This window comes from Candidatus Uabimicrobium helgolandensis (genome assembly GCF_041508025.1).
GTDB lineage: Bacteria > Planctomycetota > Uabimicrobiia > Uabimicrobiales > Uabimicrobiaceae > Uabimicrobium > Uabimicrobium helgolandensis.
Window position 1 is genome coordinate 879776 of record NZ_CP165719.1, and the last position, 17006, is coordinate 896781.

The 17006-nt window shown below is 35.4% G+C and carries 15 protein-coding genes; 12 read left to right on the forward strand and 3 right to left on the reverse strand.

Features of this window, described 5'->3' with window-relative positions; all coding sequences use genetic code 11:
* Window positions 1-10 precede the first annotated feature (10 nt).
* Genes UABHE_RS03280 through UABHE_RS03290 form a run of 3 tightly spaced genes read right to left on the reverse strand, consistent with a single transcriptional unit; the run spans window position 11 to window position 4067 of the window.
* Entirely contained in the window at window positions 11-1018 is a 1008-nt protein-coding gene (locus UABHE_RS03280; RefSeq protein WP_372368795.1) for a histone deacetylase, read from the reverse strand.
* Window positions 1015-1836: a hypothetical protein gene (locus UABHE_RS03285; RefSeq protein WP_372368796.1), complete on the reverse strand. Its 822-nt coding sequence runs from the start codon at window positions 1834-1836 to the stop codon at window positions 1015-1017. The genes UABHE_RS03280 and UABHE_RS03285 overlap by 4 nt, the downstream gene beginning before the upstream one ends.
* Window positions 1837-1844: 8 nt before the next feature.
* Window positions 1845-4067: a PQQ-binding-like beta-propeller repeat protein gene (locus UABHE_RS03290; protein WP_372368797.1), complete on the reverse strand. Its 2223-nt coding sequence runs from the start codon at window positions 4065-4067 to the stop codon at window positions 1845-1847.
* Window positions 4068-4368: 301 nt separating this feature from the next.
* Here UABHE_RS03290 and UABHE_RS03295 point away from each other — a divergent pair, with 301 nt between their 5' ends.
* The 12 genes from UABHE_RS03295 (at window position 4369) to UABHE_RS03350 (ending at window position 16963) form a co-directional block, all read left to right on the forward strand.
* Window positions 4369-6201, forward strand: coding sequence for a GspE/PulE family protein (locus tag UABHE_RS03295; RefSeq protein ID WP_372368798.1), 1833 nt, complete (start codon window positions 4369-4371; stop codon window positions 6199-6201).
* A 12-nt stretch (window positions 6202-6213) separates the two neighbouring features.
* Complete coding sequence (locus UABHE_RS03300) at window positions 6214-6723, forward strand: Tfp pilus assembly protein FimT/FimU (RefSeq protein ID WP_372368799.1); 510 nt, start codon at window positions 6214-6216, stop codon at window positions 6721-6723.
* A gap of 137 nt (window positions 6724-6860) precedes the next feature.
* Window positions 6861-8072 carry a protein kinase gene (locus UABHE_RS03305; RefSeq protein WP_372368800.1) on the forward strand — a complete coding sequence of 404 codons (1212 nt, stop codon included), beginning with the start codon at window positions 6861-6863 and terminating at the stop codon, window positions 8070-8072.
* A gap of 3 nt (window positions 8073-8075) precedes the next feature.
* Complete coding sequence (locus tag UABHE_RS03310; protein WP_372368801.1) at window positions 8076-9218, forward strand: FHA domain-containing protein; 1143 nt, start codon at window positions 8076-8078, stop codon at window positions 9216-9218.
* Complete coding sequence (locus tag UABHE_RS03315) at window positions 9215-10396, forward strand: protein kinase (RefSeq protein WP_372368802.1); 1182 nt, start codon at window positions 9215-9217, stop codon at window positions 10394-10396. The genes UABHE_RS03310 and UABHE_RS03315 overlap by 4 nt, the downstream gene beginning before the upstream one ends.
* A gap of 142 nt (window positions 10397-10538) precedes the next feature.
* The gene (locus UABHE_RS03320; RefSeq protein WP_372368803.1) at window positions 10539-12890 is read left to right on the forward strand and encodes an STAS domain-containing protein; all 2352 of its coding nucleotides are present in this window, start codon (window positions 10539-10541) and stop codon (window positions 12888-12890) included.
* A 136-nt stretch (window positions 12891-13026) separates the two neighbouring features.
* Window positions 13027-13869: an HAD-IIA family hydrolase gene (locus UABHE_RS03325; RefSeq protein ID WP_372368804.1), complete on the forward strand. Its 843-nt coding sequence runs from the start codon at window positions 13027-13029 to the stop codon at window positions 13867-13869.
* Between the two features lie 56 nt (window positions 13870-13925).
* The gene (locus UABHE_RS03330) at window positions 13926-14792 is read left to right on the forward strand and encodes a histone deacetylase (protein WP_372368805.1); all 867 of its coding nucleotides are present in this window, start codon (window positions 13926-13928) and stop codon (window positions 14790-14792) included.
* A gap of 72 nt (window positions 14793-14864) precedes the next feature.
* A complete protein-coding gene (locus tag UABHE_RS03335) occupies window positions 14865-15014 on the forward strand; it encodes a hypothetical protein (RefSeq protein WP_372368806.1) in 150 nt (49 codons plus the stop codon).
* A 544-nt stretch (window positions 15015-15558) separates the two neighbouring features.
* Entirely contained in the window at window positions 15559-15753 is a 195-nt protein-coding gene (locus UABHE_RS03340; protein ID WP_372371558.1) for a four helix bundle protein, read from the forward strand.
* A 495-nt stretch (window positions 15754-16248) separates the two neighbouring features.
* Window positions 16249-16608: a hypothetical protein gene (locus UABHE_RS03345; protein WP_372368807.1), complete on the forward strand. Its 360-nt coding sequence runs from the start codon at window positions 16249-16251 to the stop codon at window positions 16606-16608.
* Window positions 16577-16963, forward strand: coding sequence for a hypothetical protein (locus tag UABHE_RS03350; RefSeq protein ID WP_372368808.1), 387 nt, complete (start codon window positions 16577-16579; stop codon window positions 16961-16963). Before UABHE_RS03345 ends, UABHE_RS03350 begins: the two co-directional genes overlap by 32 nt.
* The last annotated feature ends 43 nt before the right edge of the window (window positions 16964-17006 follow it).

Here is a 17006-nt window from a genome sequence, read left to right on the forward strand (position 1 = left end):
TGTGTGTCCTTTATAATTTAAATGTTTTTGAGTGTTTCTCTACGAGGCTTTCAACATAAGCAGAAGGTTTAACTTGAGGAATGCGGGGCCAATTTTCAGTTGTGATTGTTTCAAGTAAAAGTGTGGTACTTGAACTTAAACCTTCCAAAGAATAACCACCTTCCAAAGTATAAAAAAAAGGAATTTTTTGCTCTAGTACGTAGTGCATAATGACAGTGTACATTTGACAAAAACCTAAGCTTGTTACTTCCATATTTGCTAAAGGATCTAGTTTGTGAGAGTCGAAACCTGCGGAAAAAATTATAAGCTGTGGTTGAAAGTTTTTTATTATACCAAGAATTGCATTTTGTGCCAAATATATATATGTATCATCGCCTTCTCCACTGCGAAGGGGGAAATTTAAGTTGTAACCTAAACCAGCGCCTTCTCCCGTTTCACTCACAGCACCTGTTCCTGGATAATGAGGGTATTGGTGTATCGAAGTATAAAAAACATCACGACGTTTATAAAAAATTTCTTGTGAACCATTTCCATGGTGAACATCTGGATCAAAAATGAGTACTCTCTGCAAGTTCTTATGTTTAATCGCATAAGCAGCAGCGACTGCAGCACTATTGAATAAACAAAATCCCATAGCGCGATTACTCTCTGCGTGGTGTCCAGGAGGACGAACAGCGCAAAAAGTGGTAGTTGCGGGATTTTGTAAAACTAAATCTACTGATTCAATACATGCACCAGCGGCATACAAAGCTGCGTCAACGCTACTCTCATTGGTTTTAGTGTCGGCATCAAAACTAGTACTTTTTCCACTAGTATCGAGCACTCTTTTTACGTGCTCATCACTATGAGCCAGAGTAAGGTGTTCACTACAAGCTTTATAAGGAACTCGCTTTTCAAGGGAAATATTTTGTTGACGAATGCTATCATATATAGATTGTAAACGCTGCGGACGTTCTGGATGTTGCAAACCAGCATTGTGCTTTAAGCAACTATCGTGAGTAAAAAAATAAGTTTTCATTTTCTTTTAGCCTTTAGATGATAACGTAAACCTTTTTCGTATGAAAATAGATTAAAGTATACATAGCGTGCAACCATAATCGATACTAACAGAGAAATAAAACTTGAGTAGTAAGATAGAGGAGTCGGTTGTTCTTTATTTTTTCCAAAAATAGTGTCTATCATAATTTTCAAATAAAAATCAGTTATACATACTGGTAACAAGCACAAGATACGACGGCCTAGTTCGACAATAGAATCATAGAAGTTATTTGGATTACCAAAAACTTTGTCCCTGATATTACTTTTTTGCAATAGTTTTTGTGCAAGTGTGTCGTGGTTTTCATTGGCAAAATTGTGTACATGCCCATGAGTAAGAAAAGCGTCTTGGGAGATTTTCTTTTTTCTCTGTTTTTCAATCAGCGCACGCAGTTGATCATACCCAAAAACATAGTCGTAGATTTTTATCACTTCATTGTTTTTTAATTCAATATTTAAATAACGAGATTCTTTACCAAAAAATTCTCCGCGGCTTTCTCGTATTTTTTGAATTTCATCAAAGCCAACAAAGGGAGCACTGTACCAAGAACCTTTGCGCTCAAATCCTTTACTATCTAAAACAAAATATGAATATTTACGACGAAAATATATCGAAATAAATACAGCAAATATAACAAGGAGTGTATAGAGTACAATAGAAGGTGTTTTGTGAATACTACTTGCTTGGTTTACTGTTGAAGAAAACCAAAAACCCGTGATTAGAGTCACAATAATTGAGATGATGACTGTGGAAAAAAATTCGGGTATAAATACGCGATTATAACTAAAATTGTTTCTCATAAAAATCCTTAGTGTACGGCATAGATTGTGCCATCGAAACTACCAAAAAACAGAGTTCCTTGTTCAATAACGGGACTAGAAAATTTACAACTAAGTTGTTGTTGCCACTGTGTTTTTCCATTGTAAGAATTAGCACTATACAACATTCCTGATAAAGAGCTATAGTAAATTGCATCGCCGAAAATACAAGGAGACATAACAACAGGAGCCTTTACAAAGGTTTTCCATTTTAACGTACCTTTATTTTTACCTAAAGCATAAAAGTAACCATCGTTACTTCCAATATAAACAAAGTCTTTGATCGCTGCAGAACAGTGAATTTCTGCACCTGTTTTGAATTTCCATATCTCTTGCCCTTTGACACTTAGAGCATATACAAAGCCATCAAAACTACCAAAGTAAATAGTATTGTTACTTATTGCTGGCGTTGATTTAATTACGCCGCGCGTTGCAAATTTCCATGACAATTGCCCTGAGTTAGTATTGATGGCATATAAAAACCCATCATTACTTCCTACATATAGTTTTTCATGTAAAATAGCAGGTGAAGATAGAATCTTGTCTCCGGTTTTGTAATACCAGATTTGTTTTCCTGTGGTAGCATTTACAGCATAAATCTTTCCATCGTGACAACCAAAATACACAACATTGTTTTTCACAATAGGTGATGACAAAATACTATCAGGTGTACGGAATTTCCAGATTTGTTTTCCACTGCGTTTATCTAAAGCGTACATATTTCCATCGTGGCTGCCAATATAAACAATATTGCCATCTATTGTAGGGCTTGAGTAAATATAACCTTGTGTAGTAAATTGCCAAATAATTTTACCGTTTTTTGTATCAAAAGCGTAAAAATTACGATTGTAACTTCCAAAATAAAGTATACCATTATCAACAAGAGGAGAACTTTTTATACGCTCTCTTGTAGGAAACGACCACTTAATGTTCGAAATTTTTGCCAAAGGTTTCATTTCGTAAAAACCTGAGCGAGACAAATCCCCGCGATACACTAAGGAGATATCTTTACTTGATACAGGTGTTTTTTCTTCGATACGCACCACATTTTTTGGCTTTTTCTCAGCGCCTACAGATTTTGAGAAAAGAAGAAACAAGGAGATTATGGCAACAATAGATATTAATCCGTAAAGCGTTTTGGACGATTTAGCTGTAGCATGAACATTTTTTTTCTTATCGACAAAATTTTGCAAATCCTGAATAAACATTTCTGTTGTTTGATAACGTTTGGGTAATTTTTTCTCTAAAGATTTCATGCAAATATCGCTAAGCTGTTTGGGAATTTTAGTTTTTATAGTGTGTGGCGCTGCAAAAGAAGAATTCATTTTCTTAACTGCTTCAACAAAGGATTTTGCTACAAATGGTGTACGATTTACGAGAAGTTCATATAGCGTGACTCCTGTTGAGTATATGTCTGTTGTAAAACTAATTTTTTTAGTTTCTGCAAGCATTTGCTCTGGTGACATGTAGTGAACAGTTCCTATAGCATTACCCGTTTTTGATATTTTTATTTTTTCTTCTACTATTTTCGCAAGGCCAAAATCCATAACCTTTACATGTTTCCCTGCAATCATTATATTATCAGGCTTAATATCACGATGGATAATTCCTTTACTATGAGCATGCTGCAGAGCTTTTAGTACCTGTATTACAATTCGAACAGCTTGTCGTAAACCGATATTTTGCGACATTAAATGACGTAGATCACGACCTTTTACATATTCCATAGTAAAATAATGAAAATCTTTTTCCATTCCAATATCAAATATTTCGACAATGTTAGGATGTTTGAGTTTGCCCATCGCCTTTGCTTCGCGCATGAAACGCGCGGACATTTTATGGTTACCGTCAAAGTTACGAAGAATTTTAATCGCAATGTTGCGTTCAAAAACTTCATCCCACGCATGATAAACTATTCCCATACCACCACGTCCTAATTCTTTGATAACTTGATAACGATTAGCTATTTTCAAAGGAACATTGGTATTCACTGTTTGAGTATTGTGCTCTTCTCCAGTTGTTGTTTTTTGTAATACGTGGATTTGCGATTCTGAAATAAAATTTTTGTGACGTAAAATGTCTAAAAGAGAATAATATTTACCATTATTACTAAAGTGTGCCTGAATTTTTAGGCAAGAAGATAGCTGCTGAGAACTTATCATTCCAATAGACACGGCAAATTGCCCGATATAAATATCATGTTCTTTAGACATTGCTTCTCCTGTATTTTCGATGGTAAGAGGCATTCATGTAGCGTATTCTTTCATTGTAATTTTATACAAGTTGTATGCAAGAAAATTTTGCAATGAAATAAGCTTTAAATTGTTTATTCATTTATTGTATAATGTAAATCTTAATATTAGGGCGTGTCGAGATGCTCTAGTAAGGATTGATTTTGTTAGAGTTCTCTAATTCCAAAACTTTAATTATTAGCTCGCTTGGTTTTAGTTTTGGAGAACGAACACTTGCAATTGTTTTATTACAGGATTATCAAAAGGCTTTAGGAGGTAGAACGTGGGGCAAACTACGACATCTTTGAAGTATGCAAGTTCGGATTTTAGATTACGCCGTGCTTTAATAAATACTAAATTTATGAATATGAATGAGATCGACGATTTTCTTAGTAAAGCAAAGGAAAATAAAGTTACTCTTGCTGAACTTTTAATAGAAGAAGATGTTTTATCAGAAGATCGTCTTATCAACTTAATCGCTATTGATGGACACATGACTCCTGTTGACTTAACTAAAGTTAAACACATCGATGAACCTGTGTTAAACCTCCTATCTGCTAAGGATGCTCGAAAATATCAAGCAATTCCTTTATCCCTCCTAGGTGATAATCTAACAGTGGCTGTTAACGATCCATTCAGCAGCGAGATAAAAGAAACACTTGAGATTTGCACGAAAAAAAAGATCACTTTTGTGCTCGCGAAACTGCAAGATATTCACGACAAGATGAAAGAGGTTTACAAGACAGCACCAAAAACAGAAACTTCTGATACCAAGCGCAATACGCTAGAAAAAATGAATGTTCTTTCTGGCGAAGATTTTGATTTTATGGTACGCGAAGCGTCCGTAAAAGCGAAAGACAAAGAAGAAGAAAAAGAAGGTGATGTTCAAGAGACAGTTGACGGAGGAATCATTCGCTTAACAAACCGCATTATTGTCGACGCTTTTAATGAAGGTGCTTCTGATATTCACATTGAACCATATCGGGGTAAAGAAGAAACACTAATTCGCTTTCGCGTTGATGGACAGTGCCGCGAATACAGACGTATTCCCAACGAGCTTAAAAGAGCCCTTGTCACGCGTATCAAAATCATGTGCGATTTAGATATCGCTGAACGTCGTTTGCCCCAAGATGGCAAAATCCCATTTCGAAATTTTGGTCCGCTTGATATAGAACTTCGTGTAGCAACAATTCCAACCGTAAATGGTAACGAAGATGCGGTAATGCGTATTCTTGCTGCAAGTAAACCAATACCAATTGAAAACATGGGTTTTCAGACGCGAAATTTAGATGAGTTTAAAAAATTAGTGCAAATACCATATGGTTTAGTTCTTGTTGTAGGACCAACAGGTTCTGGTAAAACAACAACCTTACACTCTGCTCTTGGATTTATTAATAAACCAGATCGCAAGATTTGGACAGCAGAAGATCCTGTCGAGATCACTCAAAAAGGACTACGCCAAGTACAAGTACTTCCTAAAATTGGTTTTACTTTTGCTGCTGCGATGCGCTCGTTTCTTCGTGCTGACCCCGATGTTATTATGATTGGAGAGATGCGTGACCATGAAACTGCATCAATGGGGATTGAAGCTTCGCTTACAGGACACTTAGTGTTTAGTACACTGCACACCAACAGTGCGCCGGAAACAATTACCCGCCTTATTGATATGGGGCTTGACCCCTTCAACTTTGCCGACGCTCTTTTGGGTGTTATGGCACAACGCTTAACACGTCGTGTGTGTGAGAAGTGCCTGAGTAGTACGCCGATGGAAGAAGATATGTACCAATCGATACGCAAAGAATTTGGCGAAAAGCAATTTGATCAACTTTTGGAATCGGGAAGTGGTTTAATTCCAGCCCAAGAAGAAGCAATATATCATATAGGTGAGGGCTGTTCAAAGTGTCACAATACAGGATGTCGTGGCCGTATTGGTATTCATGAGCTTTTGACAGGTACAGATGAAGTTAAACAACTTATTCAAGAAAAAAGCAAAGCAGCTGTAATACGAGAAAAAGCGATTGAACAAGGAATGACGACTTTGAAACAGGATGGTTTTATCAAAGCATTTGCCGGGTTTACAAGCTTTCCTCAAGTACGATCTGTATGTATTAAATAAGGATTTTTTCGTATGAATAAAAATAATAAATGTGGTTTTACGCTAATTGAAATTATGGTAGTTGTGGTAATAATGGGTTTGATGATGGGACTGGTGACAATGAATCTCGATTCGATGACTCCCTCATCGCGACTAGAAGCATCAACGCGTAGCATTTCTTCTATTGTGAATTTGGGTATGAGCCATGCTGTTATGAGCGGGAAACCTACCAAATTGCGTTACAATATAAGTAAAGGTTATTATGAATTATATATCACTAACGAAAAAGACAAGTTTGAATCAATGGAGAAAAAATTTGTCTCTCGCGGTGTTTCCTATAAAGATGTTGATGTTGCTGGAGATCGTAAGTATCGAGAAGGATGGGTAGAGATCGAGATATCCCCTTTGGGAATTTTAGCTGGACATGTAATTCATCTTAACAATGATCAAAATGAAGAAACGACTATAGAAGTAAATCCGTTGTCTGGAGTTGTTACCATAAAACAAGGCTATTATAAAATGGATTTTGTCGAGAAATTGTAGGCTAACTTTATTACTTTGAAGACACATGACGTTGTGGTCTTCAAAGTACTGCACTATACCCAAAATAATTCGAATTTTATAAAAATCCAAATAGGGATACACCCTAAACCCCTACAATATTGATGGTTAAACCTTTTATGCAAGCGTATTTATCTGTAAAAAAAGATAGTGGGAATGTCAAATTTTCTTTAGATGCGAAAACTAAAACATCTATGGGCCGTTTGAATGATTGTACGATACAACTACAAGATAGTAAAATTTCTTCTCATCATTGTTGTATTGAAGTATTCGGTAACTATTTTTATATCATTGATTTAAATAGCACTAATGGAACATATGTTAATAACACAAGAGTGCGAAGTCGGCAATTGTATAACGGAGATGAGATACAGGTTGGCGATGTAAAATTATTTTTCGAATACGAAATAGAAGAAGACTCAGAGCAAGACATTACTTGGGCAGAGATGGAAGCAATCCATGAGGAACCTAAAAAAGAAGAGCATACTGATAAGGATATTATTGGAAACTATCGCATCATTGAAAAAATAGGGCAAGGAGGTATTGGAGAAGTGTATAAAGCAGCTCCTCTCCATAAACCTCATGAAATTGTTGCTATCAAGATCCTCAATCAAAAATCGAATCTGCGCGAAACTTTAGTTGAACGATTTCTACGAGAAGCACGGGCACTAATTGCTCTTGATCACCCTCGTATAATCAAAGTTTTTGAACTAGGAGAACATAAAGGGCGTCATTATTTCTCTATGGAATGTATTGAGGGACATGCTCTTAATAAGTGGGTTTCCAAAAATGGTAAAGTTCATTATAAAAATGCACTTAAAATAGCAGGACATATCGCTCATGGTTTGGCGTATGCACACAAAAACAACATTATACATCGCGATTTGAAGCCAGCAAATGTTATAGTAGAAGAAGGAACGCACCAAGTGAAGTTAATCGATCTTGGTTTAGCAAAAATGTTAGAAGAAACAGATCTAACAATGGAACGCAATGTTATTGGGACACCGCGTTATATGGCCCCAGAACAAATTCGCGATTCTAAAGGTGTGGATGTTCGCGCAGATGTATATTCCCTAGGTGCGACACTGTATCACATGTTGACTGGAATACCACCATATGCAGAAGTGGCCACCACTAAAAAAAGTGTTTTACTTAAACACATATATAAAAATCCTCCTGTTCCGATCACAAGTATAGTTACTGATATTCCTCCTGTTGTAATCAAAGTTGTACGTAAAGCTATGGCTAAAAATAAAGAAAATAGGTTTCGCTCTGCGCAACATATGTACAAAGCGATCTACCAAGTATTATCTCGTTTAAAGAAAGAATAGCCCATGCAGGGAAAACTCATCTTAAAAAACAACGATCAAGAAATGGTGTTGACGTTTAAAGAAAACGAAAAGATTATTGTAGGGCGAAATAAGCGTTGCAATTTAATTGTGAATGACAGCAAAATTTCTAGCATGCATTGCCAAATCGATGTTTCTGCAGAAGGTTGTCGCTTTGTTGATTTAGGTAGTACCAATGGCAGCCATGTAAATGGTTCAAAAATAAGTGCGACCGATTTAAATAGTGGTGATGTAATTCGCTTAGGTAATGCTGAAATAGTTATCGAGTTTTCAATAGATAAAAGCAAGGCTTCTCCTAAAAAAAAGCAAAACTACGAAATTACAGAAACCTGGAGTGAAAATGATCTTCCTGTGGAAGAAGTTGAGTATATTCAGGAATATCGTTTGTTAAAAAAAATCGACGACTTTGGAGCTGGTGAAAACTATCAGGCAGAACACAAAACAAAACATGATATTGTCGCGCTGCGGAAATTACCTGTTAACAGTTCTACAAGCGCTTTAGATAAGTTCGTCGAACAAGTTAGTTTTTACAAAACACTCGAAAGTGCAAGAATCATCAATTTTTTTGACATTATCGAAGACAATGGAGTGCCAATTTTTGTAACAGAATATATTCAAGGGTGCACTCTTGAAATGTGGCTGATAAAAAAGGACCGTTTATCGTTATCGCGGTCTTTAAAGATCGCTGCATACATCGCTAGCGGTATTGAGTATTTACATCGTTTAAATATTCATGGTATTTGTTTATGCCCTCATCATATTGTTGTAGAAGAGTTGACAAAAAGAACAAAAATATTTGATATATCCTCTGCTTACTTCTTACAACAAAGTGGTTATGATACCCATGTCGTCGATCCTGAAATAAAAAAATATTACAACCGACCAATAAAAGAAAAAAGTGATGATATGTATGTTTTAGGAACATTACTTTTTTTTCTTTTAACAGGAAAATCACCGCTTAAATATCTTTCCGCGCAAGAATATTTAGAAGAAAATCGCAAAGTTCCTCCCGAAATTATGAAACTAATTGTTGATTACTTAGAGTATCCTGAAGACCAACAAGTTAAACGTTTTTATCAAACAGTTACTCAGACATTTCATAATCTAAAAAGAAAAGATCGTCAATGATTGCCAAGATTTTCATCACCGCAGGTTCTATGGCAGGAATCAGTATCGCACTACCTAACAGCCTTACTATCGGTAAAGGAAAAGGGTGTAATTTACAATTAGATGACGATGGAATTGCTGAACTTCACTGCCAAATATACAAAAATGACCAAGGATTTTTTGTAAAAAATCTTACCAATGAAAATCAAACATTTGTCAACGACTCTATAGTAGAAAAATATTTTCTTAAGGCAAAAGATCGTATTCGCATTGGATCTGTTTACTTAGAGTTTTGTCCAGAGAAAGAGCAGGATGAGTCACCTATAAAAACGCAGTTCGAAGATAGAGAGGATGATTTCGATGTTCCAGAAGTTTTCGAAGATGATCCGCGCAAAATAGGAGATTATATTATTGTAGAGCATATCGGTTCTGGGGCAACAGGAGATGTGTTTAAAGCGGAAAATTTTATAACTCACGAACCCGTGGCGCTTAAAATTCTTCATGCGCAAGATATAGACAAACACATTTTAGAGCGTTTTGTTCAAGAGGTACAAACATGCAGTAAATTTGATCACCCAAAAATTGTCAAAGTACATGAATTTGGGATGTTTAAGGGACGACCACTTATTGCAATGGAGTATATAAAAGGTATATCTTTAGAAGAGTATATAAAAAAATATGGACCTCTTACTGCCGCAGAAACGTTAAGAACAGCAGGACAAATTGCACAAGCTTTACATTATACACATCAGCAAGGTGTTATTCATCGCGATTTAAAACCAAGTAACATCTTACTTGAGAATGAAGAAAATATAAAAATTATAGACTTTGGTGTAGTAAAAGTTTGCGGTAATAGTATTACTTTTGCAAACCAGATGATTGGAACTGTGCGTTATATCCCTCCAGAACAAATTGATGATGCTGCTTCCGTTGATGAGCGTGCTGATATATATTCATTAGGAGCAGTAATGTATTTTTTAGTAAGTGGCAAAACTCCTTATTTTGAAATAGAGGGATTAGAATCACTTATTCTCAATATTAATACGCGTAAATTAACTTCTATCAAAAAATTAGTATCAGATATTCCACCAGTATTTGAAGCTATCGTTCGCAAAGCAATGCATCAAAACATTGAAAAACGTTATCCAAATATAACCGCGATGTTTCGCGATATTATAGATGCTTTACAAATTTTATGATAGGGTCTGTCATCATTCAGCATGAAATACTTTGAGCCGTTTGCGAGTCCCAGCTCTGCAAAAATTTTGCGCTAAAAATCAAAATCTCTACGTTATAAGACTAATTTTATGAATTGATGTATTTAGGGAGTTGTAATTTTCTATGAAAATTAATACACAAGAAATAGAACACAATGTGAAATTAATTACCCTAAAAGGTATTATTAATGAAGATTCCATAGATTTAGTACAGGGAACTTTTAGTAGTGTATTTAATTTGGGTAGTTACAAAATTGTTTGCGATATGGAAAATGTCGAACATATATCAGCCCCTGTTATTAAATCTTTTCTAGAAAATATTGCCACTACTCAATACCACGGAGGAGACCTTAAATTACTCAATGTTCATTCTTCTATTCAGGCAATATTTCGTTATGCTGGCTTCACAAATGAAGAGGTCTTTTCTTCTGATCTTCGAGTTTCTTTGCAACATTTTGAACATATTTCTACGCCATCGCAATTGAGTAATGGAGAAAGAGTTGATCCTTTTGCCGAAACGATAATGCCGATCAACAAATTATCTCGGCCTTTACAAGATCACATCCAAAGTCTTGATTCTTCTCATATAGAAAAGCTAACAAGCAACGAACAATCTTTAGCCAAACATTCTTCCGATTACGATTCTTATGGCGAGACGTTATTAAATATTCAAGATTATATGAAAGACCAAGCAGTATCAGATAAAACAACAGAGCAAACTTTGCGTATGATAGATCCACCATCGAAAAACAATGAATTCAACGCTCATGGTGAAACATTAACCAATGAATTTGACGTACGCGACTATGTATCTCCTAAGAGTGTTGCTCGACCAATAAAAAGGAATACCTTTCAAGAAAAAATTAGCAAAACACATGTAGTGCAAAAAAAAACAATTAAAAAAGAAGAGTCTACTGATAAGATTAGACCAAAAAGCAAAAAACCTGTAGCACACAAACCTTTGTTATCAAAAAAGCAAGAGTCTGTGATTGATAAAGCTATACCAAAAAAGCAAGAACTTGTGATTGAGAAAGCTACACCAAAAAAGCAAGAACCTGTGATTGAGAAAGCTATACCAAAAAAGCAAGAACTTGTGATTGAGAAAGCTACACCAAAAAAGCAAGAACCTGTGACTGAGAAAGCTATACCAAAAAAGCAAGAATCTGCGGTTCAAAAAACTACACCAAAAAAGCAAGAATCTGTGGTTCAAAAAACTACGCCGAAAAAACGAAAAGCTGTGGCTCAAAAAACTACGCCAAAAAAACGAGAAATCGCAGTTCAAAAAATTGCATCGAAAAAGCAACCCACTCTTCGTAAGTCTACTACGAATCAAAAAGAGGGCAAGAGTGTTGCTAAGCCAATCCAGAAACAAGTAACAAAAAAAGATAACACATCTAAAAAAAATAATGCGCAAAAACCAATGAAAAATGCAGTTCCCAAAGCAACGAAGAATAAAATAATACGCACATCAGCAATTCCAAATAAAAAAACATCTCACAAATCAAAGTTCATAAACGCTATTAATGAATGGAATAATTGCGTTCCAGCTTGGCATAAGATTCCAATTAATTTTGATATTTCCGATCCTAAACAAGTGGTTACTTTTATAAAAAACGCTTCTGCTGTGCGCAGTAATGTTGTATCAAGTGTTGGTTGTGGAAAAGGAGATAAGTCTCATGTTCTATTATTTAGTAATTGCTGGGTAAAATGGAAAGCATGCTTGGAAGGTGAGGGGTTCACTATTTATCCCGATATAGGTGGCTATTTACGAAAAGCAGTTGGAAAAGTAATCTACTGTCATTCGCAACGTGCAAAAGTACAAAAAGTAATCTTAGTTGTACCAGGAGTAAAAAAAGACGATAAAGAGTATATATCTCCAGTATCAACAGTAATTCTGCCGACAACCGTTTCTTTTCCTAACAATCATCCAGCGCGATCTCTTCCTCTTCACTGGCGTAGCATTCTCGGAGAACTTGAACTCTTATCTATACATGCGCGCATCCAACCTAAAGCAAAGTGTACTATCGAAAATTTAACGCAAAAATCTCCGATGCTTCTGCATAGCAATCGCAATGTAGTAGTGAGTGAGATAAAAAAACGTAAACAAACATTTGAACGTTTACTCTTATCAAAAACAAGTGATTATAAAATAGCCACTTATTACTCACCGCTAGAAGAATGTTTTTGGAGTTTATACCACGATGATCGGCCTATTGGACATTCTTTTCTCGACAAAATACGTAAGCGTGTACAAGAGTGGCATAGTTTTATAAAACGTAAGCATAGAATTACGGTAAAACACTTTGTTGCGAAAAAAGATTTAGCAAAGAGTATTGAACCATACGTTGAAAAAACAATAATACAAAAACATCCTGATGTCGCTAAAGGTAAAGTGGTAAGACAACTTTGTCCAGCTCTTATTGTCAAAGTTAATAACAGTAATCGCATTTTAAAGGGTCGAATTATTTCGACATAATAATTTGCAAAATTAGAGACTGGCGAATGTTTTTGATGTTTGTTCGCCAAACCCCTATTCTTATCTCTGTGACAGAGAAAGTATGCCTTTTAAAAAAATTTCCAAATAATTTTGACGAACCACAAAGGAAAACAAAATGATTACATCCGTTGAAAAAATTATAGAGAAATATTCGGTACTGCTACTTGACGCTTACGGAGTAATTGTCGATCAAACTTCTGCTTTGCCTGGCGCAAAAGAATTTATTTCTCGTTTGAATAGACTACAAAAACCTTATTTTATTGTGACTAACGATTCTTCAAAACAACCACAAACACTAAAAGACAAATATAAAAATGTAGAACTTGATATTCCCTCAGAACGAATTATTACTTCTGGAAGCCTTATTAAGCGATATTTTAAAGATCATAATCTCAGTGGATCAAGATGCTTATTTCTGGGGAGTGACGATGCTCGCGGTTACGTAGAAGAGTGCGGTGGAAATATCGTGCCGTTACAAAGTAAAGATACCATCGTTGATGTTGCCATTATTTGCGATGGTGGAAATTATTCGGTAATCGATACACTTGATCTATTATTATCAGTGTTGTTTCACCACTTCGATTGTGGTAAGTCTCTGCATTTAGTTCTTGCAAATCCTGACTTTATCTATCCTAAAACACAGGGGTATTTTGGGATTACCAGTGGTAGTCTTGCCCTTATTTTAGAAAATGCTTTAAAGTTGCGTTACCCTAAAGAAAATATAACTTTCGCGCGCCTAGGTAAGCCTCATCGCTATATTTTCGAAGAAGCTTTTGCTCGTTGTGGAACAAAAGATGCTGTGATGGTAGGAGATCAATTGGTTACAGATATTAAAGGTGCTGTTGATTTTGGAATTGATTCGGTTCTTATTGGGACTGGGGTTACAAATCTCAACCAAGAATTTGATTTTTTAGATTACAAACCGACCTATATTCTACATAACCTAAAAACGGAATAAAATGTGAGGTTTACGACTTGCGCTAGTAGAAAGTTCGCGTACAGAACAGGAATATCATGATAGGTCATAAGTCAAAAGAAATGCTTGTTTTTTATAACAAAAGGCAACAAGTGGAGGAAAATGTAGGTTATTCTCCGAGCGCTAGAAAATCGAAATTGGTTGTGCATGGGTGGAAACAACTAGGGTATCCAGTTATTATTAAGAAGATACGTGCTCTGTCTCAAGAAGAAATCGCAGTTGCCCACGATCGAGATTATGTAAGAGGAATTTTAAGTGGTAAGATAAAAAATGGTTTTGGTAACAAGTCATTAAACGTTGCTAAAAGTCTGCAATGGACGACAGGTAGTTTTGTGTGTGCAGCAATACATGCTCACTTACACAAAAACAATACTTTTTCTCCAACCTCTGGTTTTCATCATGCTGGCTACAATTATGCGAATGGATTTTGTACCTTTTGTGGTTTAACAATAGCAGCCATTCTTTTGCATAAACAACACAAAGCACAACAGGTTGGAATCCTTGATTTAGATTCTCACGTGGGGGATGGCACTGCAAATACTGTTCGTAAAACAAAGAGTCAAAACTTTATCAATCATTACTCCTTAGGTTATTATGACATACAAAAACACAATAACTCTCAATGGTTAGAAGATTTACCTAGCCTTATAAAACAAAATTTTTCTCATTGTGATATTCTGTTTTATCAAGCAGGTGTAGATTGCCATGAAGATGATCCAGAAGTAAGCTCAGGGCACTTTAATTCTGAACAGATCTATTTACGTGATAAAATTGTTTATTCTGTTTGTCGCGAATTAAGAATTCCCGTAGTTACAAATCTTGCTGGAGGTTATCAAAAACCGATACAGAAAGTTATAGATTTGCATAACTTAACAGCCAAAGCTTTTCAAGATGCTTACGAATAAAATATATATGAGAATCCGTTTAAATTCTAATTTTTAGAGAGCTTGTTATAAAATTGTTTTAAGGAGTGTTTATTGAGTGAGGAAAATCAAAAATTTTATAAACTATCCAATAAAATAGGTTTTTCGTGGATTCTAGCGATGATTGTTGGGCTTGTAATTTCGATATTTATGAGTTTGGTTTATGGCTATGTAAGGTTTGAAATACAGTATGTTTACTACTAACAAAAAAAGACAGAGATGAAATCCATAATTATCTTATCGATTTGCTAGAAGAGGATAAAGGCAAAATTGCGAATTAGAATATTGGCCTTTGCGAATTACTTTTAAGAGAGGTGGTTGAATAGAAGTTTTATTGATCAACTAGGCATTTTGAGCGCGCATAGCCGTAGCTCTGTAAATGAAAAATAACGACGTTGATGGATAAAAGAGCATGTGAAATGGTAAATTGTTTTCCGCCACTTCTCTAAGAGAATTGAAAAATTCTATTTGATGCGAAGTTTATCGCTGCCATTATCATTTTACAATATCTATTATTTTAACCCAAGTTGCGACCTATAAAAGTTATCGTACAGTCTGGTATAATTACTCTTACAAATTCGATGTGCGCGGTTCGAATCTCGTGAGACGCAATCGTGGCACATGGCACGAAGTAAGGGTAATGCAATGAATTTTAATCATGAAAAATTAGATGTATATCAAGTATCACTAAAATATACAAAAGAAACATTTAATGTGATGGAGAAAATGCCATCAGGTTACAGCTAATATAGCAGAAGGCAATGCCAAATTTAGCAAAAAAGAGAAAGCACGGTTTTTCTCTATAGCAAGAGCATCAGCAAATGAATGTAGTGCAGTATTCGATGTTGCTAAGATAGCCCAAATAATAGACTCAAAAGAAAAAGAGAAAATCAAAAAACTACTCTATAGAATAATTTGTATGCTTTCAAAGTTAATAGTCTAATTTTCGCACATGGAATATCGATCCACGACCACGAACCTCAAAAATCGAATTGCACACATCGTTTTTTATACTGTTATAACGACTCTTCTCTTAAAGTAGGAAAAACAAGAAGGAGAAAGTCATGGAAAAAGAAATTATAATTGTTTTCTGTATATGTGATGAGATAACACAAGTACTCAAGATTGTAGAAGATCCTCAAGTTAAAATGACTAGGGCGTGTCATCATTCAATACAGATAAAAATATAACGGATTCATTTAATGATACGCCAGTAGTATTGAGCCCGAGCCCGTTTGCGAGCCGCGCCCGAAAACTTTTTGAGAGCGACAGAAAGTGATTTATTGGTTCAATACTAGTTTTTTGCGATGGAAAAAGAAACTTTGCTTCTTTGATAAATTGTTAGTGAAAGTTTCGGAAACGGGCTCGCAAACGGGCTCGGGCTCGAAAAAACACACAATATTTTGAATGATGACACGTCCTAACTAATTCAGAAATTATGACAACAGCATTAGTTTCTATGCTCTACTTTTCTGGCAACTTTGAAAAAGGACGAAACTTTTTAGCTGAACATGGCTACATCAAAAAAATGCTAAGTAAAAGTCGTTTCAATCGCCGCATACGTGCTATTGGTGAAAGTGTATGGCTTTCTCTTTTTCATTTGTTTGCTGAAATTAGTAAGCGAAACAATCTGCGAGATTATATCATAGATAGTTTCCCTATTCCGGTCTGTGACAATATTCGCATTAGTCGTTGCAAAATATACACAAGATCATCGGAGTTGTGTTGCAAGCAAACGTTGTTATTTTTTCGGTTTGCGGGTTCATATGCTCGTCACCAAAACTGGTTTACCAGTTGAGTTTTTGCTTGCTCCTGGTGGCTGCAATGATTGTCGTGTTCTCAAACAATTTCAATTAGATATCCCTGAAAACTCTTTTGTTTTTGCTGATCAATCTTACAATGATTACTCTTTCGAAGATATTGTTTCTGATGCTCTTAATGTCTCTATCTTACCTCAGAGAAAGAAAAATTCTAAAAGGGCTTTTTCCGGAGCTACTGAGTTTATTCAAAAGGTTACCCGTAAAAGGATTGAAATTACTTTTAGTCAGATCACTTCTTTTTTTCCAAAGAAAATTCATGCTGTTACCTCTTATGGATTCGAGTTAAAAGTTGTCCTTTTTGTTCTCGCTTTCACTTTTTCTTGTTATTTTTAGGTCGCAACTTAAGTTATTTTATTATAATAGAGCGATAAAGCCG